Raw genomic sequence first — 26,352 nt, 5'->3', positions numbered from 1 at the left:
TTATCTTTACCCTGCGATACATCGCAAGTTGAAGGGCTTATCCTCGATCATTCCTCGTACATCACTGACCGCCAGCTGCCGATGCTGGTCGGGATAGAGATTAAAGTCCTCTATATCCTGTTCCTGGGTTTTCAACTGACGCCACTGTAGGCGGGTGTTACCGGTATTCTCCAACACTATCCCCCCGTCAAGACAGCGGTGTGCCCACTGGGGTTGCGGTGATGCAGCCAGATGCCTGACCAATCCCATATAACTTAACTGCACCCCCAACACGGCAGTATGGCCACCGGTAACTTGCAGGTTATTAACCGGTGCTACTGCGAGTCGATATACCTGCTCTTTATCCGGCGTGCTAAGTGCTTTAAGAAATATTCTCCCACTCTGTTTTGGTCCCAGAGTCAGTTTTGCTGGGAATGCAAACAGTGCGGGATGTCGCTGTTCGCCTACCGAGGTTAGTGATTCTTGTTCTGGCGACTCGCCTGGGTTATTAAGCTGGTACAGTTGAACTGTCACGTACTCAGGGTCTAAACCGTAATTAGTTACTGTCACCACCGTACTTTCCTGCTCTATTTCCAGCACATGTGGCTGAATATCTATGGCACTGAAAACCGAGGGCGGCAGGAGGCTAGCCGCAATGAACAGTAAACGTTTCATTATCTACCTTACCGCTGAGTTGTTTGGTTGACAGGGTGATGGGGGTTCCGGGATATAGATTCAGGCTATCTGTCTTGTCGCCGGAGTTCAGTTGCTCAAATTTGCTATGAACTGTGCCGCTGGAGGTAAGCATGAGATGACCGCCCGGCAAGCATTGATGTTGCCAGTGACGAACCTGTGCAGTTAAAGGGGGCACATGATGAATCAACACACCATAACCAATACTGATGGTCATAGGAGCATGGATTTTGCTTTTGTCCTCATGCTGACCGACCGCTTTGATATCGACTACCGGGTTGATATACAGCCGATACAGCGTTTCCTGCGTCGGAGATTTTAAGGGCAATAGTTTAATATCACGCTTCTGCTTCGGTCCTAAAGTAATCCGGTTGGGGTTAAAAATCATTTCAGGCTGCGAGATATCACTTATCAGTGTTTTCTGTTCAGGATGCACCCCGGGGTTATCTACTCGTTGTAGTGTGATATCCAGATACAGTGGCTTATCACCGCTGTTATAGACCTGGATTGTCCGGTGTTGGTCCAGTGATTCCACTGTGGTACGGGTAGGGATAGCCACTAACTGCGCATAAGTAGCGGTAATCGGCGCCAACAAGAAGGCGAGAGTGAAGAGTAAATAAGCATATTTCATAACAATTCCTGTTGGTATTAATCCAAGTGACAAAGATAAATATGATCGCGTTGCTGGCTCATATTGCAGCGGTAACGGGCTAAGTTGTTTTGAACCTGAATATTTTTCAGCTTGGCACGAGAGTGAATAGAAAATAGTCCATTGGGGTGGACGGTATCACCAGTTTCCTGAATAACCCCGCTAACAGGTTGTCCGTGCTCATCCTTGAGGAAACCGCTGTAAAGCAGGTTCAATGTGATATCGGCCTTACTGGAAAATACTTGCCCAGGATGGGCGCGAGCAATATTGACGGGTAGCTGAATATTCATATCCAGATCATTGCGTTCGGTATGTGTTTGCACAAAGAAACGGTCCTGATACCGTGGAATCGGTATAGCGTAAGTACCCGCGCCGGTTATCGGATGGCCTTCCGCATTGAAGCTATATGGCGTGCCAGCCAAGTCCGGTGTCTCTATCAGTAATGCGGTTCCGCTGTAGCTGCTGCGACCTAATGCCATACCTTGCGGGCTGATAGCCAGCATGCCGCTATAACTGATGCTGCCATTGGCTATCTTGTTATCAACTCCCATTCGTGCCGATACATCACCACGGCTGCCACTGCGATAAGCAAAGCTGCCGATACTGGACGTTTTCCCACTGGTACTGCCATCAACACCCAAGGTGCTGGTGCCATAGTTATCGTTAAACTCTTTTTGATAACTGGCACTGGTAACTAACTGCTGCTGATCATAGGCACTGTTGATACTGGCACTGCTTTTGATAAATGAGAGCGTGGTATTCAGAAATACACCGTAATTATTTTGGTTGCTCCATTGCCCACCTTTTTGTACACCCAGGGACAGTGCAAGGTTGTATTGTGGCCGACGCCAATCCCAGCGGCCTTGGATACGGTGTTGCTGGCTGGTGTTAAATTGATTGAATTGATAGCTAAGTTGGACTGGCCCCAATTGGCGACTATAAGAAGCTGATGTGCTACCCGCGTTTGGTGCATATATAGACACATCTGGCGTTTGATAGCGGGATACCGCTGCATATCCCAGTGCGGTACTTCCACCGGCGATGCGCAGATATCCTCCATCACGTTTTTCGCCAGACATCACGCCCAGAGTCGGGGTAAGATCGAGATCGGAAAAAATGTAGGGGCGCGAAATACTCCCTTCTGCTGCCCAGTGGCTAGCGCTATCTTTGAGTAGCGTGATATTCGTTTGCACGCTTTGCAGGTTCATACTGCGACCAAACTGCATCAGGTGGGGAGAGCTACGGTTACGCGCCATTCCTTTACCCATAGTCAGGAACCAGCCATTATTGGTTTGAGTGCTGATATTACTGATGGTTTGACTTTCCTGACTGACGACTTTCCCTGTACGGTCGACTAACCGGATCTCAACGTTGTAATAGCCGCTGGGAAGTTGGTTGTAATCAATTTCATTACGGCCCAGTTGAGCAGGGATTCGGCGGATAAGTTGGTTATCGCGATAGATTTCGAAATCGCCATCGCTGGTGGCATATAGCACTAAGCTGCCCGCGGAGGGCTTATCAATAGCTAAATAACTTTGGCTGCCCAGCGTCACGAATTGGTCTAAAGCAGGGTTAATCAGGGTATGAATGCTGCCAGCACTGTTATCCAGATTATTTTGTCTACCTGCCCGTAGGTAGAGTGCCTGGAAGTTTTTTTGCAAGTACCAACTATCGATACCCATTTGAGTTTGCTGCTGATATTGAGCCTGATGTGTGGTGTGATAGTTGCTCTTTGAACGGGTGGTGTTATAAAACCAATTGGCAAAGCCAAAAGATTGCAAGGGTAGACCAATATATCCTTGCCCACGGCCTGAAATAGCGCGGTAATTTTCTGCGGTCATACGCAGGTCAAAGGATTGATTATGGACCAATCCCCAAGTAGTGACGGGCATTAAATAACGGTTGCTGTTATTGGTTATCGTTACTACATTATTGACCTTATCTACGGTGACGCGATGGTTAGATAAGATATAATCGCAGCCATTCTTGCATTGCAAATAAGGTATTTGGGGTAAAATGTTTTCTAATAAAATAATTGATTTTTCATCAATGTGGTTATTGCGATATTGTTGTTGATCAAAACTTAACTGCTGTTTTTTTTCCGAGAAAAAAAATGGGCGGGGTAATGTTTTACCCTCTAATATGCCCAATAATTGTAGTGTGTCGTTTTCTTCCGCCGCGGAAAAACCGGCAGGCACTAAGTGTTCGATCGTTATCTCTTCTGCCGGTGCTGAAGTAATTGTAGCCAGTAATAACAAAAGTAAAGTGGCCTTATTAATTATTGAATTATCTGTCATAGGATTCCATTCCACTGTTAACTATGGCGAGATGCTCCTTCCATTTGACCAATGTATTTTTATGGTTATAGCTATACCATTACGTTATATTTTTGATTCAAAGGAGCATGCAGCCAGGAGTTTACCCCCTGACTGTATGTGTAAAAAATAAGGAAATTATGATGTTTTTACTAAATTAAGCAGCCGTTTCAATAACAAGATTAAGTGTGCCAGTGTATACTTCGGCAGACTTAAGTCCGTTATTTCGCACGCTAATTTTTAGAGTGGTATCCAGTACTGAGTTAGTTAAAGGGAACATTGCGGCGCCACCAAGCCCAACATGAGCAGCTCCATTCAGCATCCTGTCACCTAACATTACAACAGGGTCGGATTGTATTTTTGAACCATTGTTAGACACTAAATTAAATGGTTTTCCAAGACCAATACGAACTTTACTGTCGCCATTAGATTCTACTCGGATGTTCTCTGTCGCACTGTATGAACTCATGGTGGCGTCCATGTTAAGTTTAATCGAAGTCAGATCATCACCGTTTGACTTAGAAAATTTAACTATTTTAGGTACTTCTAATTCAACTGTGATTTCTTTCGTTAATGCAGGTTTAAAATAGACATTCTGATCAGACTGATTCATATTCTGCATGCCTTGAACTTGAGCCTTATTTATACCAGACTGTAAACTTGCTGCTAGATTAGCATTGGCACTAACGCTGGTGGCTAATATTGCCATGGTTACCATAGAAAGTAGCGTCTTTTTCATTATTAAATACCTGATGGTCCGTTATATTTAAAATCCTTATCCGACTGGAAAGGGATTAATGATGCTTGTGGCTTTTGTGGTGATGATGAGGGTGTTAAAAATCGTGTTAATACACTTCCGCATAAGCCGGAAAGAACACTAACATTTTAAATGGCATTTTTTCAAGTGAGAGTTACTCCTATTTTATTGTGCTGATCATGTTGCATTTAATATTGTTATGGATGATTGGTGTAATATTATTAATTTTTATTCTTTATGGAATTTTTAGTATTTATATGTGGGTTTTTACGTTTTTTTTAATTTAACCTTGTTTTTTAAATGGCGGTAACTTTATTATTATAATGGTTTGTGTTATTCGAATAATTAATGATGTTGATATATCTTGTTTATTTTATTGTCATTTTTATGTCATGTAATTGTTATATTTCCGTCATGAAAGGGTGTCATGTTTGTTTGCGAACAAAAACTGATTTATTTCGCTCACTTGTCCACAGTAATTCATTGATGTGAGCCATACGGATTTATTCAGGGGCCAATATGTTTAATAAAATCATTCGTAAGACATCGCTTGGTATTGCGCTGACATTGGCATTTAGTGCCAATGCGATGGCAGTGACTGAAATTCCTTTTTGGCATTCGATGGAAGGGGAGTTAGGTGTCGAGGTTAATTCATTAGCTGACCGATTTAACCAGTCCCATAGCGACTATAAAATTGTACCCGTATATAAAGGGAACTACGAACAGAGCCTGGCGGCAGGGATAGCAGCGTTTCGCTCGGGTAAAGCCCCCGCAATCTTGCAGGTGTATGAAGTGGGCACTGCCACCATGATGGCCAGCAAAGCGATTAAGCCAGTATTCCAAGTATTTAAAGATGCCAATATCAAATTTGATGAATCGGTGTTCGTGCCAACAGTCGCCGGTTATTACACCGATGCCAAGACTGGCCACTTATTATCTCAACCATTTAACAGTTCCACTCCCGTGTTGTATTACAACAAAGATGCCTTTAAGAAAGCAGGTTTGAACCCGGATCAACCACCAAAAACATGGCAGGAATTGGCGGCCGATACTGCAAAACTGCGCGCAGCGGGTTCAAGCTGTGGGTACGCCAGCGGCTGGCAGGGTTGGATTCAAATTGAAAACTTCAGTGCATGGCACGGTCAACCCATTGCCAGCCGGAATAATGGTTTTGATGGCACCGATGCGGTACTGGAATTCAATAAACCAGTACAGGTTAAGCATATCCAGTTGCTGTCAGATATGAATAAAAAAGGTGATTTCACCTATTTTGGCCGCAAAGATGAGTCAACGGCCAAGTTCTATAACGGTGATTGTGCCATTACTACGGCCTCTTCCGGTTCACTTGCTGATATCCGCCATTACGCCAAATTTAACTATGGCGTTGGCATGATGCCTTACGATGCTGACGAGAAAAATGCACCACAAAACGCCATTATCGGCGGTGCCAGTCTGTGGGTGATGGATGGCAAAGATAAAGACACTTACAAAGGTGTCGCTGAATTCCTGCAATACTTGGCTCAACCAGAAATTGCTGCCGAATGGCATCAGAAGACGGGGTACCTGCCAATCACGACGGCAGCCTATGAGCTGACCAAACAGCAAGGTTTCTATGATAAGAACCCAGGTGCTGACGTGGCGACTCGCCAGATGTTGAACAAACCGCCATTGCCGTACACCAAAGGCTTGCGTCTGGGCAACATGCCACAGATCCGTACCGTGGTAGATGAAGAGCTGGAAGGGGTGTGGACCGGTAAGAAAACAGCTCAAGAAGCGTTGGATAGCGCTGTTAAACGTGGTGATGTGTTACTGCGCCGCTTTGAACAAGCTAATCAATAAGGTTATTTGGCTACTCTACTTGCCAGTTTGGGTGCACTGTTCGCACCCAAACTGCCTGCGCCAATAACGCCAACCAATAGTGCTGTGCGGTATTAAATTAGGGCGTCACGTTTTCAATTAGCACGCTGGTGTAATCAATATCACGTCTGATAAACGGTTAATTTTATGTCATCTTCCCGTCCCGGTTTCTCCTGTAGTTGGTTGCCTTACCTGTTGGTATTGCCCCAACTGGCCATTACCGCTGTTTTCTTCCTGTGGCCTGCCGGTGAGGCGCTGTGGTACTCGGTACAAATGTTGGACCCTTTTGGTCTCTCCAATAAATTTGTCGGGCTGAGTAACTTTATTCAGCTTTTTCAGGATGAATACTATTTGGCTTCGTTTTATACCACGCTGATTTTTAGCTCGTTGGTGGCTGGTATTGGTTTGATTGTTTCGCTGTTTCTGGCCGCCATGGTGGATTACGTTCTGCGCGGCAGTCGTATCTATCAAACCTTAATGATTCTGCCGTATGCGGTGGCCCCTGCTGTCGCTGCTGTATTGTGGATTTTCCTGTTCAATCCGGGGCTGGGGTTGATAACACATTTCCTTGCCACATTGGGTTACAACTGGAACCACGCGCAAAACAGCGGGCAGGCCATGTTCTTGGTGGTGTTGGCTTCAGTATGGAAGCAAATCAGTTATAACTTCCTATTTTTCCTTGCCGCGCTGCAATCCATTCCGCGCTCATTGGTTGAAGCCGCTGCTATTGACGGCGCCGGACCAGTACGCCGCTTCTTTAATCTGGTGCTGCCGCTGATTTCACCGGTCAGTTTCTTCCTGCTGGTGGTGAATCTGGTCTATGCCTTCTTCGATACTTTCCCCGTTATCGATGCGGCGACGGGCGGTGGGCCGATGCAAGCCACGACGACCCTGATTTATAAAATTTATCGCGAAGGCTTTGCTGGTCTGGACTTATCTAGCTCTGCCGCTCAGTCGGTGGTGCTGATGTTACTGGTGATTGGCCTGACGGTTATCCAGTTCCGTTTTGTTGAACGTAAGGTGCGTTACCAATGATTGAGAATCGTCGTGGGCTGGACATTTTTTGTCACGTCATGCTGATTATCGGCGTGTTACTGATCCTGTTCCCACTGTATGTGGCTTTTGTTGCCGCGTCGCTGGATGACACTCAAGTGTTTCAGGTACCGATGACCCTGATCCCCGGGCCCTATTTGTGGCAGAACATTAGCCACATCTGGCATGTCGGGGTGGGGAATAACAGTGCGCCTTTCGGGCTGATGCTGTTTAACAGTTTCGTGATGGCGTTTGCGATTACTGTTGGCAAAATCACCGTGTCGATGTTGTCTGCTTATGCCATCGTTTACTTTCGCTTCCCGCTACGTAACCTGTTTTTTTGGTTGATTTTCCTGACCCTGATGCTGCCGGTGGAAGTGCGTATTTTCCCAACAATTCAGGTGATTGCGAACCTGAATATGCTCGACAGTTATACCGGGTTGACCCTGCCGCTGATGGCGTCAGCCACCGCAACCTTCTTATTCCGCCAGTTCTTTATGACCCTGCCCGATGAGCTATTGGAAGCGGCGCGCATTGACGGTGCCGGGGCGATGCGCTTTTTTTGGGATATCGTATTGCCACTATCTAAAACCAATTTGGCCGCGCTGTTTGTGATCACTTTTATCTATGGTTGGAACCAATATCTTTGGCCAATTCTGATTACCAGCGATGCCTCTATGGGCACCGCGGTGGCTGGGATAAGGAGCATGATCTCTAGCTCAGGTGCGCCAACTCAATGGAATCAGGTGATGGCAGCGATGATCCTGACTTTAATTCCACCGGTCGCGGTGGTCCTTCTGATGCAGCGTTGGTTTGTACGCGGCCTGGTAGACAGTGAGAAGTAATCTGATATGGCATGTTTAAAACTTCAGGCAGTAACCAAATCTTATGACGGCGTCACGCCAGTGATTAAACAAATTGATTTAGATGTCGCCGACGGTGAATTCATCGTGATGGTTGGCCCCTCTGGCTGTGGTAAATCGACGCTGCTGCGTATGGTTGCTGGATTGGAGCGCACCACCAGTGGTGATATCTATATTGATAATCAGCGGGTTACCCATCTGGAACCCAAAGATCGTGGCATCGCGATGGTGTTTCAGAACTACGCGCTGTATCCCCACATGAGTGTGTTCGACAACATGGCTTATGGCCTGAAAATTCGTGGTTTTGGCAAAGAGCAGATCCGCCAGCGAGTGGATGAAGCCGCACGAATTCTGGAACTGCAACCGCTACTAAAACGTAAACCGCGTGAACTATCTGGCGGCCAGCGGCAGCGGGTGGCAATGGGGCGGGCCATTGTGCGTGAACCGGCGGTTTTCTTGTTTGATGAGCCACTTTCCAATCTGGATGCCAAACTGCGGGTGCAGATGCGCCTTGAGCTGCAACAGTTGCACCGCCGACTAAAAACCACCAGTCTATATGTGACCCATGATCAGGTTGAGGCGATGACATTGGCTCAGCGGGTGATTGTGATGAATAAAGGGGTTGCCGAACAAATTGGTACGCCAAGCGAGGTTTACCAACGGCCAGCGACACTGTTTGTGGCCAGTTTTATCGGCTCGCCTGCGATGAATTTGTTAGCCGGAACCGTCAGCCCGGATGGCGGCGGGTTTATTTTATCTGATGGCCTAACTCTGCCGTTGGAACAGCCTCGGCCACAATGGGCGGATCGGCGCTTGACCCTCGGCATTCGCCCGGAGCATATTCAGCAGGCAACTTCGGCGCAGGGTATACCGATGCCACTATTGACGCTGGAATTGTTGGGTGCAGATAATCTGGCACATGGTCAGTGGGGTGGACAGAGTGTTATTGCCCGCCTATCCCACGAGGAAATGCCTGCGGTGGGCAGTACATTACATTTATATTTACCGCCAACGGCGCTGCACTTTTTTGATTCAGATAGCGGACTACGGATGGAATCATGAGTAAAAACTGGCCTTACCCTTCGATCGTCGCTCACCGCGGTGGTGGTTCACTGGCACCGGAAAACACCTTAGCAGCCATTGATGTTGGCGCTCGTTATGGCCACAAGATGATTGAGTTTGACGTAAAATTATCGCACGACGGCCAGATATTTCTATTGCATGACGATACGCTGGAACGCACCAGTAATGGCTGGGGAGTTGCCGGTGATTTGTCATGGGAAAACCTTTTTCAGTTAGATGCCGGAGACTGGTATAGCACAGCATTTCGTGGTGAGCGCCTGCCTCTTTTATCCGAAGTGGCAGCTCGCTGTGCACAGCATGATATGGCCGCTAATATCGAGATTAAACCCACCACTGGCACTGAAATAGCCACTGGCCGAGCTATTGCACTGGCTGCCCGCTTGTTGTGGCAAGGTCAGGCGATACCGCCGTTATTGTCCTCTTTTTCGTTTGATGCATTAGCAGCAGCCCAACAGGCCGCACCTGAGCTGCCACGTGGTTTATTGTTGGATAAATGGGATGACAACTGGCAGGCGATGACCCGTCAGTTGGATTGTGTCTCTTTGCACATTAACCACAAACAGTTGACCGCGGAGCGAGTAGCGTTACTCAAAGCCGCCGGGCTGCGTATTTTGGTCTATACCGTCAACCAACCGGCGCGTGCGCAGGAATTGTTAAAGTGGGGCGTTGACTGTATCTGTACTGACCGTATAGATTTGATATGCCCTCGTTCTTGAAGCTACAGGGGTGTTAGCTTGCCGCCTACCTGTAACTCCAATGACTTTGATATAAATAAAACAGGAAACAGAGTAGGTCAGCCATTCTTACATTTACGGGCTGGTCTGGCCCGGCTTGACAGGAAGTGAACCATGCCCGCCTTTGTTATTTCGCTTTGGCACCAGATTGTGTTGTCTTCACCGTTATTTGTGCTGCTTGCGCTGGGTTACTGTTTGGTACGATTTGGTAAATGGCCCTCTACCATAACGGATGGCCTGACCCGCTTTGTTTTCTCCCTCGCATTGCCCGCTATGCTGTTTCGTATGATGTGCGATTTCTCTGAGCGCCCAGCGGTGGATGCACGCCTGCTGATTGCCTTTTTTGGTAGTTGTCTGGTGGTGTTTGTTATCGGGCGGATTGTTGCCAGCCGGATATTTCATCTGGATGGCGTGTCCGGTTCCGTTTTTGCCCTCGGCGGCATTTTCTCTAATAACGTGATGCTGGGCCTGCCTATTGCCACCATTATGTTGGGGGAGAAATCTATCCCAGCAGTGGCGCTGGTTTTGGTGTTTAACGGCCTGATCCTCTGGACATTAGTCACCATCTCGGTGGAGTGGGCGCGCAATGGCTCGCCAACACTGGAGGGCTTTGCGAAAACTGCCCGTAGCGTGCTGACTAACCCTCTGATTATAGGCATTATTTCTGGCACTTTATTCAGCCTGACTGGTCTGCAATTACCGCAGTTTATTGATCAACCTGTAACCATGTTAGGGCAGGTAGCACCGCCGTTGTCGCTGATTGTATTGGGAATGGGGCTGGCGGAATATCGCGTCACGGAAGGCTGGCAAATCAGCAGTGCGATCTGTTTTCTCAAATTGATTGTTCAGCCGATGGTGATTTGGGCATTGGCATGGGCGATGGGCCTGCCAGCGCTGGAAACGCAGGTGGTGGTATTACTGGGGTCAATGGCTACCGGCGTGAATGTGTATCTGATGTCACGCCAGTTTAATGTACTGACTGGCCCCGCCGCCGCCAGTTTGGTGATGTCTACAGTGCTTGCCGCGGTCACAACACCGTTAATCCTGACCATTATCGGCGTGGGAATGTAACTCTTAGGTGATTATTGGAATAGTACCTGACATGAAGATAGTTCGACTGGGTTAAATACGAGCAGATGTAAACCTAGTTTGTGCAAAGTTGCGTTGTGGCTTCCGCTACAATTGCACTTTATCTTCTCAATGAGCCAAACTATCGTGTTGTTACTGGTCGTTACCACCATTTTATGGGCATTTTCATTTAGCCTGATTGGCGAATATCTGGCAGGACAGGTGGATAGTTGGTTCTCTGTGCTAATGCGGGTTGGGCTAGCCGCGCTGGTCTTTTTGCCGTTCTTGCGCTGGAAAAACATCCACTGGCGGGTGATCCTGCTGTACATAGCTGTGGGTTCAATTCAGTTAGGTATCATGTACTTGTTCAGCTTCCGTGCCTATCTCTACCTGACGGTACCGGAATTCTTGCTGTTCACGGTGATGACCCCGCTGTATGTCACTTTGATCTATGATTTACTGCGCCGCCAGCGCTTGCGCTGGGGCTATGCTCTGAGTGCGTTACTGGCAGTAGTCGGGGCGGCTATCATTCGCTACGACCATTTGAGCGAGCATTTTTGGTGGGGGTTGCTGCTGGTTCAGGCGGCAAACCTCTGTTTTGCCATCGGACAAGTGGGCTACAAACGCTTGATGGAAGTCCACCCGATCCCACAGCATGTGGCATTCTCATGGTTCTATATTGGTGCTTTCGCCGTCGCGGTTGTTGCCTGGTTTGCCTTTGGTAACCCACAAAAACTACCCACGACGCAATTGCAGTGGGGCGTGTTGGTGTGGCTGGGCGTCGGGGCTTCTGCGTTAGGTTATTTCATGTGGAACTATGGCGCGACACAAGTCGATGCTGGCACCTTGGGGATCATGAATAACGTGCATGTTCCGGCTGGGCTGCTGGTGAATCTGGCGATTTGGCAAGAAAAGCCCCATTGGCCCAGTTTTATCATTGGGGCAATTGTGATAATGGCTTCGCTATGGGTACACCGGCATTGGGTCGCTCCGCATTCTTTACAAACGGCAGACTCTCGCAAGCGTGTTGCCGGGCCGAACGAATAAAAGCTTCAGTAACCGGTTGGCGCTGCTCTCCATCACGGACGGCCGCGTATAACCGGCTCCATAAACCATTTCCCAGTGTTTTAGTGACGACCAATCCCTGACGTTCGAAACTCTCTACCACCCAATGTGGTAGGGCGGCGATCCCCATGCGTGCTGACACCATTTGAATCAGTAGCAAAGTATTATCCACATTCTTCAGCGGCGGATTTACCCCCGCGGGTTGCAGGAAATGCCGCCAGACATCTAACCGTTGCCGCTGTACCGGATAAATCATTAACACTTCTTGCGCTAAATCTTCCGGCTCGATGCGGGCCTTATTGGCTAATGGGTGGTCTGGTGCCAGCACCAGACGCACCTCAAAATCAAACATTGGCGAATAGTGCAGACCACTGCGCGGCAAGATATCTGATGTCAGCACCAGATCCAGCTCCCCTTGCTGCAAGGCGGGTTGAGGATCGAAAGTCACGCCTGATTGGAAGTCCATCGCCACTTGCGGCCAGTTTTTGTGGAAGTTATCCAAGGCAGGTGCCAGCCACTGAATACAGCTATGGCATTCGATGGCGATGCGCAGCGCAGTTTGGTGCGGCTCATTGCAGGTTTGCAGTGCCTGTTTAATTTGTGGCAGCACTTGTTCTGCGAGTTGTAACAAGATCTCTCCCTGCGTAGTGAAACGTAGCGGCTGGCTTTTACGCACAAACAGACGGTAACCCAGACGTTGTTCCAGATCGCTGAATTGATGAGACAAGGCCGATTGGGTCTGATGAAGTTGCGTTGCCGCCGCCGCCAGCGAGCCGGTATTACGCAAAGCTTGCAGGGTGCGTAAGTGTTTCAGTTCGATCATGAGAGTCCTTCACAGTGACAGTGAACAAAATGCGCTTGTGGATTATACAGTACCTGCTGATTATGGATGTGTAAACATCTGGATGGCTAAATGGGAAATATGACGATGACAATTTTAAATCACACACTGGGTTTTCCGCGTGTAGGTCTGAAACGTGAACTGAAAAAAGCACAAGAAAGTTACTGGGCAGGCAACTCCACGCAAGAAGAACTGCTCAATGTGGGTCGTGAATTGCGCGCCCGCCATTGGCAACAGCAGCAGCAAGCAGGTATTGATTTGGTGCCGGTCGGTGACTTCGCGTGGTATGACCATGTATTGACCACCAGCCTGCTGTTGGGCAACGTCCCAGAGCGCCATCAAAATACGGATGGTTCTATTGATTTGGATACGCTCTTCCGTATTGGCCGTGGCCGTGCACCAACCGGTAAGCCTGCGGCAGCGGCGGAAATGACGAAATGGTTTAACACCAATTATCACTACATGGTGCCAGAGTTCCAACTAGGTCAGCAGTTCAAACTGGGCTGGACTCAACTGCTGGATGAGGTGGACGAAGCGCTGGCATTAGGTCACAAAATCAAACCAGTATTGTTGGGCCCGGTAACGTATCTGTGGCTGGGTAAAGTTAAAGGCGAGCAGTTTGACCGCCTCTCTCTGCTGCAAGATATCCTCCCGGTGTACCAACAAGTGCTGGCTGAATTAGCGAAACGTGGTATTGAGTGGGTACAGATTGACGAACCTGCATTGGTACTGGAGTTACCACCAGAGTGGCTGGACGCTTATCAGTCGGCTTATCAGGCGCTGGAAGGCAAGGTTAAATTGTTGCTGACCACCTATTTCGACAGCATCGGCCATAACCTTGACGTTATCCGTGAGTTACCAGTGCAAGGTCTGCATGTTGATGTGGTTGCAGGCAAAGATGATATTGCTGTTCTGGATGCAAAATTGCCAACAGGGTGGCTGCTCTCGCTGGGGGTGATTAATGGCCGTAACGTGTGGCGTGCAGACCTTAGCAACTGGTTCGAACGCCTGCAACCACAGGCTAATGGCCGCCAACTCTGGCTGGGTAGCTCTTGCTCCTTATTACACAGCCCGATTGATTTAAGTGAAGAAACACGTCTTGATGCAGAAGTGAAAAGCTGGTTTGCCTTTGCGCTGCAAAAATGCGCTGAACTGGCATTATTAACACAAGCGTTAAACACGCCGAGCGAAGCCAAATTGGCCGAGCTGGCAGCGTACAGTGCACCGATCCGTGCCCGTCAATCTTCCAGCCGTGTACATAATACGCAGGTGGAACAACGTCTGGCGGCCATTACTGCGCAGGATATTGAACGCCAACTGCCTTATGAAGGCCGAGCTGAAGCGCAGCGTAAGCGCTTTAACTTACCAGCCTGGCCAACCACCACTATCGGCTCATTCCCGCAAACCACCGAGATCCGTGGTCTGCGTCTGGACTTCAAGCAAGGCCGTTTGGATGGAAAAAACTACCGCACCGGTATCAGCGAACATATCAAGCAAGCCATTGCTGAACAAGAGCGTTTAGGTCTGGACGTACTGGTTCATGGCGAAGCAGAACGTAATGATATGGTTGAATATTTTGGCGAACATCTGGATGGTTTCGTTTTTACCCAAAATGGTTGGGTGCAGAGTTACGGTTCCCGTTGTGTTAAGCCGCCGGTCATTATTGGTGATATCAGCCGCCCGCAAGCTATCACGGTTGAATGGGCCAAATATGCTCAATCGCTGACGGACAAACCAGTAAAAGGCATGTTGACCGGCCCGGTCACTATCCTGTGTTGGTCATTCCCGCGCGAAGATGTCAGCCGTGAAACCATCGCCAAACAGATTGCTCTGTCGCTGCGTGATGAAGTGGAAGATCTGGAGAAAGCCGGGATTGGCATCATCCAGATTGATGAGCCTGCGCTACGTGAAGGCTTACCTCTGCGCCGTGCTGATTGGCAAGCGTATCTACAATGGGCCGTCGATGCCTTTAAACTGAATGCGGCTGTCGCGCAGAATGACACCCAGATTCACACTCATATGTGTTATTGCGAGTTTAATGACATCATGGATTCCATTGCTGCGCTGGATGCCGATGTGATTACCATCGAAACCTCTCGCTCCGATATGGAATTGCTCGAATCATTCGAAGATTTTGCTTATCCGAATGAAATTGGGCCCGGCGTTTATGATATTCACTCACCAAATGTGCCAAGTGTGGAGTGGATTGAAGCATTACTACGTAAAGCCGCTCAACGTATCCCGGCAGAACGTTTGTGGGTTAACCCGGATTGTGGTTTGAAAACCCGTGGTTGGCCAGAAACCCGTCAGGCACTGGCAAACATGGTACTGGCTGCGCAGCGTTTGCGTGCAGAACAGCTCTGATGCTATCTCGATCTAATCGTTAAATTCTGGGCGCATCTCGCGCCCTTTTTATTGCCGTTATTTCACGTATTCAGATATGGGATTGGCGGCAACACCATGTTGATCAAACCAATCGAGCATCCGTTGCCAGCCATCCAGTGCGGATTCGGCGTGATAACTTGGGCGGTAGTCAGCATTAAAAGCATGCCCAGCATCTGGATAAACAATAATTTCTGCATCGGCATTTGCTGCACGCAATGCCTGACGCATAGTATCGATATGTTCTTGCGTAATACTGCCATCTTTGCCGCCATACAACCCTAGCACCGGAGCATTGAGATCAACCGCGACATCAACCGGAGATTTGGGTAACAGTAAGGTTTTTTCACCGACCAGTTTGCCATACCAAGCCACTGCCGCTTTTAACTGTGGGTTATGGGCCGCATACAACCATGCAATCCGCCCACCCCAGCAAAATCCGGTAATGGCCAGTTTACTGGTATCCCCACCATGGCGTGATGCCCAATGCGCCGCATGATCAAGATCCACCATAACCTGACGGTCTGGCACTTTACCCACCAGATTTTTCACTAATGCATTGATGTCATCATATTCTTTGGCATCGCCTTGGCGGAAGAACAGCTCAGGTGCAATGGCCAGATAACCCTGTTTCGCTAGTCTGCGGCAGATATCCTGAATATGCTCATGTACGCCAAAGATTTCTTGCACGACAATAACCACCGGATATGGCCCGTTTTGCTGGGCCGGTTTGGCAATATAGGCCGGTAATTCATCGCCCTGAGACGGAATGGTGGTTTCTGTGCAGTGAATACCTTGTTGATCGGTATGGCGGGTCGTCGAGGCCAGTGGGCCTACCGCAGAGGTGAAACCGCCTGCCGCCTGCCTGGGAGTCATAAGTTGATCAGTTTTCACTGTGGTCTCCTTGCGATATGAGAAAAAATTACCGAGTTGAATTACCCATTACTCCCTGATTTTTGCTATTGCCGAGTTTAACTATAGGTAATCTTTGAGATTAATGAGATCAGGTTTTTTGTAATTATAATTTTTGGTGATTCATATCTTGAATTTTATAACTCAGACTAATAGTTGATAGAGTTTAACAATCGATAGAAGTTAGCAATTGATAGCAGAATATTGGTCTATCATTCTTGCTTATAGAGAAATATACCTTTCGTACCTGGCGTTGCAGTGGTGTTAGCTGCAACTGTAATCAGCTTGGGTATAATTGTCATTTTTCGCCAGTTTGGTCTAAAAAATAGTCTTAATTGCCATTAAATGTGATTTTAATCACATTTAAAATGTATCGTGTAATTCATTTCTTTTGGCAAAGTGACTGTCATCACGAAATAAGGTGGCAATTTTGAGTAAAGTATTTCTTTGCACCCCCCTACAACATCTCTCATGAAAGAGGACTCTCACACATGGCTAAATCTGACGTTTTTCACTTGGGCCTGACTAAAAATGATCTGCAAGGGGCGACTCTGGCTATCGTTCCGGGTGATCCACAGCGTGTTGAGAAAATCGCTAAATTGATGGATAACCCAGTACATTTGGCCTCTCATCGTGAATTTACTTCGTGGCGCGCCGAATTGGATGGCAAAGCAGTGATCGTCTGCTCAACGGGTATCGGTGGCCCATCGACTTCTATTGCGGTTGAAGAGCTGGCACAGCTTGGTGTACGGACTTTCCTACGTATTGGTACCACTGGTGCTATTCAGCCACATATTAATGTTGGTGATGTGTTGGTTACCACCGCCGCTGTGCGTTTAGACGGAGCCAGCCTGCATTTTGCGCCGATGGAGTTCCCAGCAGTGGCTGACTTTACCTGCACCACTGCATTAGTTAATGCTGCCAAATCAGTGGGGGCGACTACTCATATTGGTGTGACCGCCTCTTCCGATACCTTCTATCCGGGGCAGGAGCGTTATGACACCTTCTCTGGCCGTGTTGTCAGCCGTTTTAAAGGCTCCATGGAAGAATGGCAATCTATGGGCGTGATGAATTATGAAATGGAATCTGCAACCTTGCTCACCATGTGTGCCAGCCAGGGCTTGCGCGCCGGCATGGTCGCAGGGGTAATTGTAAACCGCACCCAGCAAGAGATCCCAAACGAAGAAACTATGAAAGCGACTGAAAGTGACGCGGTGAAAATTGTGGTAGAAGCAGCTCGTCATTTGATCTAGGCCCGCCGTCTGAGCTAATAGCGACGATTGGCGAGTCAACAAACCGTCTATTATCGGGTCAGCTTTCTGGCCCGTTTTTTATTTCTCCGCTTTATCTGGTAAGGTCATCACTCTTATAAAGAACAATAATAAGAGGAAAATATGACGAAAACTGCTCTATCCCATCCCTCCCTAATCGCACTTGATGGCGGTATTAATTTTCGTGACCTTGGCGGTAATCAGGCTGCTGATGGGCGGCGTATCAAGCGCGGATTGCTATTCCGCTCAGGTTCACTCGACCGCTTAAGTACCAGAGATTGTGATTTCCTCAGTAGTGGCTCCGTCGCTCAAATTCTTGATTATCGCGATGCTGATGAAGTTCAGGCCAAACCCGATGTGGTGTGGCACGGAGCCAGTTATCATAATATTCCAGCCAATCCGTTGAGCAGTGAAGTCAACGCCAATTTGGAAAAGCTGACTAACGAGACATTAGCGGCATTTGATGCCCGTGGTTTTATGTTAGAGCTTTATCGCCGGCTGCCTTTTAATAATCAAGCCTATAAACAACTGGTTGAATTGTTGCAAAATTGCGCGTCTTCGAAGCATGCTGCTGCGGGTGTGGTACAACATTGTGCTGTCGGGAAAGACCGTACTGGTATTGGTTCTGCACTGGTGTTATTTGCCTTGGGTGCCGATGAATCGACGGTATTGGAAGATTATCTGTTGACTGAAACCACTCTGGCCCCTTTTCGTGAACATATGCTGGCAGAGTTGGCACTCAAACTGAATGACCAAGCGTTAGGACAATTCGCTTTTGTCTTATCGGCCAAAGAAGAGTTTATTCAAACGGCTCTGCGTAGCATTGAAGAGCGTTATAGTAGCCGTGAGCACTGGCTGCAACAGGAGTTTGGTCTTGGTAGCGCTGAGCGCGAAAAGTTACAGTCCTATTTTTTAGAGTAGTGGTTTATCTACCCGGAATATTTCTGATCTTTATGGTATTGAGTCACCACTGGGTGGCTCTTTTTAACCGCTTAATGATACAAACTACCGCTTAACCAGATCGCTGATATTTCTCTTAGGGCCCAGGCGTATGTTAACGCCTGACAAATTCCCTGGAGAGAATGCTCATGCAACATGCGATTACCTTTGTTATCGCTTCAGCGTGTATCCTTATGATCTGCTACCGTTTATACGGTATCTTTTTTGTTCGTAAGGTTTTGCGCGTCGATGACAGTGAAGTAACACCTTCCCACACCTTCGAAGATGGTAAAGATTACGTTCCAACTAAAAAATGGGTGAACTTTGGTAGCCACTTTGCGGCAATCGCTGCGGCTGGTCCATTGGTCGGCCCTGTGCTGGCAGCCCAATATGGTTATTTACCTGGTTTTCTGTGGTTGCTGATCGGTTGTGTGATCGGCGGCGCGGTTCACGATACGGTTGTTCTGTTTGCTTCCATGAAACATCAGGGGAAATCCCTGTCGGAAGTGGCAAAATCAGAGCTTGGCCCGGTTGCTGGCTGGTGTACCGGTCTGGCAATGTTGTTCATCATTACTATTACCATGGCCGGGTTGTCGATGGTGGTGGTACATGCACTGGAACGTAACCCTTGGGGTACTTTCGCCGTGTTCATGACAATCCCTATCGCTATCTGCGTTGGCTTATGGGAGCGCATGACTGGCAGCATGAAGGGCGCTTCTTATGTCGGTATCGCTGCTATCATGGTGTGCGTATTTGTCGGCCCTTATATTGAAGGAACCTGGCTGGGCGATTGGTTAATGCTGAAAGCGGATACCGTCAGTATCATTCTGCCAATGTATGCTTTCTTTGCGACCGCCCTCCCAGTGTGGATGCTATTAACCCCTCGTGGTTACCTTTCCAGCTTTATGAAGATCGGTGTATTCGGTGCGTTGATTGTTGGGGTTGTATTTATTAACCCTGAAATTCAATTCCCAGCATTGACCCAGTTTATTCATGGTGGAGGCCCGGTTCTGGCAGGCCCAGTCTGGCCGTTTATCTCTATTACCATTGCCTGTGGTGCCATTTCTGGTTTCCATGCCTTTATTGGCTCAGGGACAACACCAAAACAGATCGACAAATGGAGTGATATCTTACCCGTCGGCTTTGGTGCGATGCTGGCCGAATGTATGGTTGGGGTTATGGCCTTGATCGCGGCGACCTCCTTGCATCCTGCTGACTACTTTGCGATTAACTCTTCCGCTGAAGCCTGGAGTATGCTCGGTATGGAAGTGGTGAACCTGCCAAAACTGAGTCAGGAAATTGGCCTGGATCTCTATGGTCGTACCGGTGGTGCGGTAACCTTAGCTGTTGGTATGACGGATATCTTCATTCGTGTGCCATGGTTCAGCAGTCTGGCGGCTTACTTCTTCCAATTTGTTGTTATGTTTGAAGCGGTATTTATTCTGACTGCTGTTGACTCCGGCACGCGTGTTGCTCGTTACCTGCTGCAAGACTTCTTAGGTGATATTTGGGCACCACTGAAACGTACTGATTGGTTACCAGGTACATTGGCATGCAGTGTTATTGCCTGCGCACTGTGGGGTTACCTGCTTAACTCAGGTGATATCAACTCTGTCTGGGCGTTATTCGGCGTATCAAACCAATTAATGGCTTCTGTTGGTTTAATCATTGGTGCCACTATTATTCTGCGGTTGGCAACCAAACGTATTTACATGCTGACCTGTGTTATCCCACTGGCCTATCTGTTTGTAACCGTAAATTATGCTGGTTACTGGATGATCACTCACGTGTATTTCAACTCAGCAGCTAAGGGCTACAATCTGTTCAATGGCATCATCTCGATTATTATGATGACACTGGGCGTCATTATCCTGATATCAGCACTGAAAAAATGGCGTGAACTGTGGATCCGCCGCTCTGCTGAAATGGCTGGCAATAAAGTAGTGACGGCTAACGCCTGATATCTTTGATTCATTGCATTAACCTGCACTCTTTCTTACTTGAAGTTGCAGTGTGGCCAGTGGCTCCGGCTTAAACGAATCACTGACTTGAGTCAGATTATTAGGATTCGTTCGTTGGCAGCCTTGCTGTAACGGCAATGATCTTGAGTCTATAAACGGTCGGAATCTTCCGGCCGTTTATTTTTTGTTAAACAAAGATCACGACACATTGGGTATGCTAATAGCAACTATGTTGCTAACAGGAAAATGCATGTGACCCTGAATGATGTCATTACTATCATTATCGATTTTGTTCGTGAACACGAAGCATGGGCCATTCCTATCGTCTTTATCCTGGCTTTTGGTGAGTCGCTAGCTTTTCTTTCTTTACTGCTACCTGCAACGGTCATCTTGCTCGGATTGGGGGCGCTTATCGGTGAAAGTGGTATCTCTTTCTGGCCAATTTGGGCCGCTGCTGCGGCCGGTGCTTTCTTTGGCGATTGGCTCTCTTATTGGATTGGTGTCCATTACAAAGACCGAGTAGGCACTTTGTGGCCACTTTCCCGCAATCCTCAGTTACTCGTTCGTGGCCATGCATTCTTTGAGCGTTGGGGATTCTTTGGCGCGTTTATTGGCCGCTTCTTTGGCCCACTACGCGCAGTTGTTCCTTTGGTTGCCGGGATCTGTGCTATGCCAAAGTTCTATTTTCAGTTAGCCAACATCACTTCCGCTCTAATTTGGGCCTTCGGTATTCTGGCTCCGGGCGCGTTCGGCATTCAATGGCTATCTCACTGGATAGATTAAGTACGTAAGTGGCTCGCCGTTCGTCAATGGATAGCTGTTTTAACCTATTTTGGGTCGCAAGGTGAGCGTTTTTTGGACTGTGTGTTATTTATGCGCACAGCTTCGCAAGATAGCATGTAACGGAAAAACACTCTGGACATCCATACAGTATCCCCTTACCTTGACTGACAATAGGTTAATGGGGAGATAACCGTGGATATCAGTTTATTTTATGGGCTGGCAGGCTGCCTTATCGGTGGACTTATTGGTTGGCTAATTGCCAGCTTGTACCAGCAACGGAATAAAGCGCAACAGGATATAGAACGGCGATTACTAGAGCAGTCCTTACAGCAGGCGCAGCAGAATATTGTCGAGCTACAAACTGCTTTACAGCGCAATGAGCAGCAATTACGGCAAGATGAATTGGAACAACGTAGTTTGCACAGTCAATTGGCAGCAAATGCTGAAAAACTGCAACAGTTAGCTCATTGGCGTAATGAATGTGATCAACTCAATCAAGAACTCCGTGCTCAAAGAGAAGTTAATAGCGCCCAAGAGGCGGAACTGCGCGAAGTCACTATCCGTTTGGAAGAAACGCGTCTGACTGGCGAGGAAAAACAGCGACTCCTCATTAACAGTGAACAGCGGCTGACCACACAATTCGAAAATCTGGCGAACCGCATCTTTGAACAAACTGGCCGTCGTGCGGACGAACAAAATAAACAAAGTCTGGACCGCTTATTACTGCCTTTACGGGAACAGTTGGATGGTTTCCGCCGTCAGGTTCAGGATAGCTTTGGACAGGAAGCCAGAGAGCGCCACACGCTGACCCATGAAATACGCAGTCTGCAACAATTGAATGCTCAAATGGCGCGAGAAGCACTAAACCTGACTAAAGCACTGAAAGGTGATAATAAAACGCAGGGGAACTGGGGGGAAGTCGTTCTGGCTAAAGTGCTTGAAGCTTCTGGGCTGCGTGAAGGTTATGAGTATCAAACTCAGGTAAGTGTAAAGCTTGATAGCAACAGTCGTATGCAGCCAGATGTCATTGTGCGCTTACCACAGGGTAAAGATGTGGTGATTGACGCTAAAATGTCGTTGGTTGCATATGAGCGCTATTTTAATAGCGAAGATGACGCAGAGCGGGAAGTAGCACTCAATGAACATTTATCATCGCTACGCGCCCATATTAGAATGTTAGGCCGTAAGGATTACCAACAACTTCCAGGGTTGCGGTCGCTTGATTATGTATTGATGTTTATTCCGGTGGAACCTGCATTTCTGGTGGCCATTGATCGCCAGCCAGAGTTGATAAGTGAAGCACTACAGCACAATATTATGTTGGTTAGCCCGACAACATTGCTGGTGGCTTTGCGGACGATTACTAATTTATGGCGTTACGAGCATCAAAGCCAGAATGCACAGCGTATTGCCGATAGGGCAGCCAAACTCTATGACAAGTTGCGCTTATTTGTTGATGATATGGAGTCGTTGGGGCAAAGCCTCGATAAAGCGCACCTAAGTTATCGTCAGGCAATGAACAAACTGTCGCAAGGCCGTGGTAACCTGATTGGGCAAGTAGAAAGTTTTCGTACTCTGGGGGTCGAGGTAAAACGGCCTATTAGCCCATTACTGGCAGAAAGAGCCAGCGCTGAGCATCAACCAGAAGGCGATTTAGCGCTATCTGATGATGCTGAGTCAGAGACATATCCAAAGCAATCAGGATTGCAGTAAGGCAACATGAGTGGCACCGCTGAGTTAGCTTATAATCAGTGACGCGGATGAGAGCTGCTAATGCCGCTGTAGTTTTGTGTAAGAAGGATATAAATGATTCAGCACCGCTGAAGTATCAGGGTTAGTTGCATGGTCCTCTTCTGTATGATGTTGAGAATACTGCGAATAAGCAGTTACCTTAATACCAGGTGAGGTGGGGCTTTCATCGGAGTTCTGGTACACTTCCTCGAAAGATTGACTGAAAAGCAGGCACAGAAAATGGTAGATCAGGAGAAGGAAACCACTCATTTTGGTTTCCGCACCGTAGCCAAAGAACAGAAAGAAGGCATGGTGGCAGAAGTTTTTCATTCCGTAGCCGCCAAATACGATCTGATGAATGACCTGATGTCGTTCGGTGTTCACCGTATTTGGAAGCGTTTTACCATTGACTGTAGTGGTGTTCGGCGCGGTCAACGGGTATTAGATCTGGCGGGTGGCACCGGAGATTTAACGGCCAAGTTCTCTCGCCTTGTGGGTGAGCAGGGTGAAGTGGTTCTGGCTGATATCAATGAATCGATGTTGCGTATGGGTAGAGAAAAGCTACGTGACAAAGGTATTGTAGGTAATGTCAGTTATGTGCAGGCTAATGCTGAGGCTTTACCTTTCCCTGATAATTACTTTGATTGTATTACCATTTCATTTGGCCTGAGAAATGTAACCGAAAAAGAAAAAGCCTTACGCTCTATGTTTCGGGTATTAAAGCCCGGTGGTCGTTTGTTGGTTCTCGAATTCTCCAAACCACTTCTGGAACCTTTGAGCAAAGCCTACGATGCTTATTCCTTCCATATTTTGCCCAAGATTGGCGAACTTGTGGCCCAGGACTCTGAAAGTTACCGTTATTTAGCGGAGTCTATTCGGATGCACCCTGATCAAGAAACGCTGAAAGGCATGATGGTAGATGCTGGGTTTGAAAACGTAACCTATTCCAATTTAACCGGTGGCATTGTTGCGTTACATCGGGGCTTTAAGTTTTAACAGGAATATGGCTATGCCGCTAAAATCACTGATATCTAAAACCTTCTCACTGAAACCTATGTTGCTGTCGCAACTCATTACTGCTGCGATAGAAACATCATTAAACAGTGTGCTGTTTCGCGATAAAAGCATGAAGGCTGCACGTTTACGCTTGGTAGGGAAAGTCCTGCGGATCGAGTTACGTGAGATCAATTTTCCTTTGCTGCTGGTATTTAGTGAACGGCAGGTTGATGTGTTAAGTCAATGGGATGGTGATGCGGATTGCATAGTTAAAACGGAAGTTGCTGTGTTGGCAAAACTGCGGGATCGCCAGCAACTTTCACCTTTGATGCGTAGCGGTAAACTGATTGTTGAAGGCGATATACAAGTGGTTCAGCAAGTTGTCGCGCTTTTGGATCTTGCTGAGTGGGATCCGGCTGAGTGGCTGGCGCCCTACATCGGTGATATTGCCGCGGAAACCATCGGGCAGGTTGCGCATAAAAGTAGCTATTTTCTGAGTGGGCAATTGCAGCAGCAACAACACTATCTGGCTGAAGCAATAACCGAAGAATGGAAAGTGGCTCCAGCACCGCTGGAAGTGGTGTGGTTTAACGAAGAGGTTGATGCCACAGCCCGTGCAACTGAGGCATTGAATGCCAGATTGGCAACCATGGAGAAAAAATAATGACGCCAGGAGAACTTCGGCGCCTGTATCTAATTATTCGGGTTTTCTTGAGCTACGGGTTAGATGAGTTAATCCCGAATATCCGTTTGACGTTACCACTACGTATTGGCCGTCATCTGTTTTTCTGGTTGCCGAATCGACATAAAGATAAGCCATTGGGTGAGCGTTTACGCCTTGCCTTACAAGAATTAGGACCAGTCTGGATCAAATTTGGTCAGATGATGTCCACTCGCCGTGATCTCTTCCCACCGGAAATTGCCGATCAACTTGCCCTATTACAAGACCGGGTTGCTTCATTTGATGGCGCACTCGCACGAAAGTATATTGAAATAGCAATGGGTGGGCCATTAGAAACCTGGTTTGACGATTTTGATCAGCAAGCTTTAGCTTCCGCTTCAATTGCTCAGGTACATACGGCGCGTTTAAAAGAGAACGGTCAGGAAGTGGTCCTAAAAGTGATTCGCCCTGATATCTTGCCGATTATCAAAGCAGATGTGCGCTTGATGTACCGGCTGGCTGGCTGGGTACCTAAGTTGTTGCCTGATGGACGTAGATTACGACCACGCGAAGTGGTGCGTGAATACGAAAAAACCCTGCTTGATGAGCTGAACCTGCTGCGTGAGGCAGCTAATGCTATTCAATTACGTCGTAATTTTGAAGACAGCCCAATGCTTTATATTCCCGAAGTCTATTCCGATTATTGCCGGGAAAGTGTATTGGTGATGGAGCGTATTTACGGCATTCCGGTATCTGATATTACGGCTTTAGAAAGCCAAGGTACCAATATGAAGTTGCTGGCCGAACGTGGGGTTCAAGTCTTCTTCACCCAAGTTTTTCGTGACAGTTTTTTCCATGCAGATATGCATCCGGGGAATATTTTTGTCAGCTATGAGCATCCTCATGATCCACTTTACATCGGTATTGACTGCGGTATTGTAGGCTCACTGAACAAAGCAGATAAGCGCTATCTGGCTGAAAACTTTATTGCTTTCTTTAATAGGGATTATCGGCGGGTTGCGGAACTGCATGTTGATTCAGGCTGGGTTCCCCGTGATACCAATGTTGAGGATTTTGAGTTCGCTATTCGCACCGTTTGTGAACCCATTTTTGAAAAACCACTGGCCGAAATATCGTTTGGACATGTGTTGTTGAATCTCTTTAACACTGCGCGCCGCTTTAATATGGAAGTGCAGCCACAGTTGGTTCTGCTACAAAAAACCTTATTGTATGTCGAAGGCTTGGGTCGTCAGTTATATCCTCAGCTTGATCTCTGGACAACAGCGAAACCGTTCCTGGAAAGCTGGCTACGGGATCAAGTCGGTCTGCCTGCTGTTATCCGGGCATTGAAAGAAAAGGCGCCTTTTTGGGCAGAAAAATTCCCTGAGTTGCCGGAATTGGTTTACGACAGCTTGCAGCAACATAAATTATTACAGCAAAGTGTTGATAAACTAACCACCCAGATGCAAGGTCAGCAACAACGTCAGGGTCAGTCACGGTATTTGTTCGGTGTTGGCGCTACACTATTAGTCAGTGGTACCATTTTATTTTTGGCGGATGCGGTAGAAATCTCTACGGGGTGTATTATCGCAGGCGTATTGGCTTGGTTTATCGGTTGGCGACGAACCAGTTAATTTGTTTATTGCTAAGAGTGCCGGTTAATGGGCGAGAGCATAGCTTGGGCGTTATGTATGAGTGTTATGTAAAAGTTGTTCAAGAAGTCATTCATCAGTTAAAAACGCTATGCGCGAGTTCAAAATGCGGTAAGTTAGATTAGTAT

22 protein-coding genes are annotated in these 26,352 nt (G+C 47.7%); 16 read left to right on the top strand and 6 right to left on the bottom strand.

The window, feature by feature from the left end:
* Positions 1–6: 6 nt before the first annotated feature.
* The 4 genes from V1956_RS00780 to V1956_RS00765 all read right to left on the bottom strand — a co-directional run bounded on the left by V1956_RS00780 (position 7) and on the right by V1956_RS00765 (position 4,375).
* Complete coding sequence (locus V1956_RS00780) at positions 7–654, bottom strand: hypothetical protein (RefSeq protein ID WP_372560047.1); 648 nt, start codon at positions 652–654, stop codon at positions 7–9.
* Entirely contained in the window at positions 626–1,303 is a 678-nt protein-coding gene (locus tag V1956_RS00775) for a pilus assembly protein (RefSeq protein WP_372560046.1), read from the bottom strand. The genes V1956_RS00780 and V1956_RS00775 overlap by 29 nt, the downstream gene beginning before the upstream one ends.
* Positions 1,304–1,320: 17 nt before the next feature.
* Positions 1,321–3,618 (bottom strand): TcfC E-set like domain-containing protein, encoded by a 2,298-nt coding sequence (locus V1956_RS00770; protein WP_442824725.1) that lies wholly within the window; start codon positions 3,616–3,618, stop codon positions 1,321–1,323.
* Between the two features lie 175 nt (positions 3,619–3,793).
* Positions 3,794–4,375 (bottom strand): CS1 type fimbrial major subunit, encoded by a 582-nt coding sequence (locus tag V1956_RS00765; RefSeq protein ID WP_442824724.1) that lies wholly within the window; start codon positions 4,373–4,375, stop codon positions 3,794–3,796.
* A gap of 537 nt (positions 4,376–4,912) precedes the next feature.
* On the opposite strand from V1956_RS00765, the gene ugpB reads away from it, so the two are divergent.
* From ugpB to V1956_RS00730, 7 genes are all read left to right on the top strand, one after another.
* Positions 4,913–6,232, top strand: coding sequence for a sn-glycerol-3-phosphate ABC transporter substrate-binding protein UgpB (ugpB, locus tag V1956_RS00760; protein ID WP_372560043.1), 1,320 nt, complete (start codon positions 4,913–4,915; stop codon positions 6,230–6,232).
* Between the two features lie 165 nt (positions 6,233–6,397).
* Positions 6,398–7,285: a sn-glycerol-3-phosphate ABC transporter permease UgpA gene (ugpA, locus tag V1956_RS00755; protein WP_372560042.1), complete on the top strand. Its 888-nt coding sequence runs from the start codon at positions 6,398–6,400 to the stop codon at positions 7,283–7,285.
* A complete protein-coding gene (gene ugpE / locus V1956_RS00750; protein WP_420071169.1) occupies positions 7,282–8,127 on the top strand; it encodes a sn-glycerol-3-phosphate ABC transporter permease UgpE in 846 nt (281 codons plus the stop codon). Before ugpA ends, ugpE begins: the two co-directional genes overlap by 4 nt.
* A 6-nt stretch (positions 8,128–8,133) precedes the next feature.
* Positions 8,134–9,207 carry a sn-glycerol-3-phosphate import ATP-binding protein UgpC gene (locus V1956_RS00745; protein ID WP_372560040.1) on the top strand — a complete coding sequence of 358 codons (1,074 nt, stop codon included), beginning with the start codon at positions 8,134–8,136 and terminating at the stop codon, positions 9,205–9,207.
* Positions 9,204–9,944 carry a glycerophosphodiester phosphodiesterase gene (ugpQ, locus tag V1956_RS00740; protein ID WP_372560039.1) on the top strand — a complete coding sequence of 247 codons (741 nt, stop codon included), beginning with the start codon at positions 9,204–9,206 and terminating at the stop codon, positions 9,942–9,944. Before V1956_RS00745 ends, ugpQ begins: the two co-directional genes overlap by 4 nt.
* 132 nt (positions 9,945–10,076) lie before the next feature.
* Positions 10,077–11,033 carry an AEC family transporter gene (locus tag V1956_RS00735; protein ID WP_420071167.1) on the top strand — a complete coding sequence of 319 codons (957 nt, stop codon included), beginning with the start codon at positions 10,077–10,079 and terminating at the stop codon, positions 11,031–11,033.
* A 144-nt stretch (positions 11,034–11,177) separates the two neighbouring features.
* Positions 11,178–12,077 (top strand): carboxylate/amino acid/amine transporter, encoded by a 900-nt coding sequence (locus tag V1956_RS00730; RefSeq protein WP_442825770.1) that lies wholly within the window; start codon positions 11,178–11,180, stop codon positions 12,075–12,077.
* On the opposite strand, the gene metR is transcribed toward V1956_RS00730, so the two are convergent.
* Positions 11,965–12,918 (bottom strand): HTH-type transcriptional regulator MetR, encoded by a 954-nt coding sequence (gene metR / locus V1956_RS00725; protein WP_372560037.1) that lies wholly within the window; start codon positions 12,916–12,918, stop codon positions 11,965–11,967. The genes V1956_RS00730 and metR overlap by 113 nt on opposite strands.
* Before the next feature lie 105 nt (positions 12,919–13,023).
* Between metR and metE the strand changes: the two genes are divergently transcribed.
* Positions 13,024–15,300, top strand: coding sequence for a 5-methyltetrahydropteroyltriglutamate--homocysteine S-methyltransferase (metE, locus tag V1956_RS00720; RefSeq protein ID WP_420071166.1), 2,277 nt, complete (start codon positions 13,024–13,026; stop codon positions 15,298–15,300).
* Between the two features lie 57 nt (positions 15,301–15,357).
* On the opposite strand, the gene V1956_RS00715 is transcribed toward metE, so the two are convergent.
* Entirely contained in the window at positions 15,358–16,212 is an 855-nt protein-coding gene (locus V1956_RS00715; RefSeq protein WP_420071165.1) for a dienelactone hydrolase family protein, read from the bottom strand.
* Between the two features lie 509 nt (positions 16,213–16,721).
* On the opposite strand from V1956_RS00715, the gene udp reads away from it, so the two are divergent.
* From udp to ubiB, 8 genes are all read left to right on the top strand, one after another.
* Positions 16,722–17,483, top strand: coding sequence for a uridine phosphorylase (udp, locus tag V1956_RS00710; protein WP_005187884.1), 762 nt, complete (start codon positions 16,722–16,724; stop codon positions 17,481–17,483).
* Between the two features lie 141 nt (positions 17,484–17,624).
* Positions 17,625–18,422: a tyrosine-protein phosphatase gene (locus V1956_RS00705; RefSeq protein ID WP_442824723.1), complete on the top strand. Its 798-nt coding sequence runs from the start codon at positions 17,625–17,627 to the stop codon at positions 18,420–18,422.
* A 167-nt stretch (positions 18,423–18,589) separates the two neighbouring features.
* Positions 18,590–20,401: a carbon starvation CstA family protein gene (locus V1956_RS00700; RefSeq protein WP_372560033.1), complete on the top strand. Its 1,812-nt coding sequence runs from the start codon at positions 18,590–18,592 to the stop codon at positions 20,399–20,401.
* A gap of 252 nt (positions 20,402–20,653) precedes the next feature.
* Entirely contained in the window at positions 20,654–21,184 is a 531-nt protein-coding gene (locus V1956_RS00695) for a DedA family protein (RefSeq protein ID WP_372560032.1), read from the top strand.
* Between the two features lie 192 nt (positions 21,185–21,376).
* Positions 21,377–22,897, top strand: coding sequence for a DNA recombination protein RmuC (rmuC, locus tag V1956_RS00690; RefSeq protein ID WP_193784764.1), 1,521 nt, complete (start codon positions 21,377–21,379; stop codon positions 22,895–22,897).
* A 258-nt stretch (positions 22,898–23,155) separates the two neighbouring features.
* On the top strand, positions 23,156–23,911 hold the full coding sequence (gene ubiE / locus V1956_RS00685) for a bifunctional demethylmenaquinone methyltransferase/2-methoxy-6-polyprenyl-1,4-benzoquinol methylase UbiE (RefSeq protein ID WP_083162004.1): 756 nt from the start codon (positions 23,156–23,158) through the stop codon (positions 23,909–23,911).
* A 13-nt stretch (positions 23,912–23,924) separates the two neighbouring features.
* On the top strand, positions 23,925–24,575 hold the full coding sequence (gene ubiJ / locus V1956_RS00680; protein WP_372560030.1) for a ubiquinone biosynthesis protein UbiJ: 651 nt from the start codon (positions 23,925–23,927) through the stop codon (positions 24,573–24,575).
* Positions 24,575–26,206 carry a ubiquinone biosynthesis regulatory protein kinase UbiB gene (gene ubiB / locus V1956_RS00675; RefSeq protein WP_372560029.1) on the top strand — a complete coding sequence of 544 codons (1,632 nt, stop codon included), beginning with the start codon at positions 24,575–24,577 and terminating at the stop codon, positions 26,204–26,206. The genes ubiJ and ubiB overlap by 1 nt, the downstream gene beginning before the upstream one ends.
* Positions 26,207–26,352: the final 146 nt, after the last annotated feature.

The sequence above is a fragment of the Yersinia sp. 2540 StPb PI genome (genome assembly GCF_052217165.1).
Lineage (GTDB): Bacteria > Pseudomonadota > Gammaproteobacteria > Enterobacterales > Enterobacteriaceae > Yersinia > Yersinia enterocolitica_E.
This window is presented reverse-complemented; position numbering and strand designations above follow the sequence as displayed.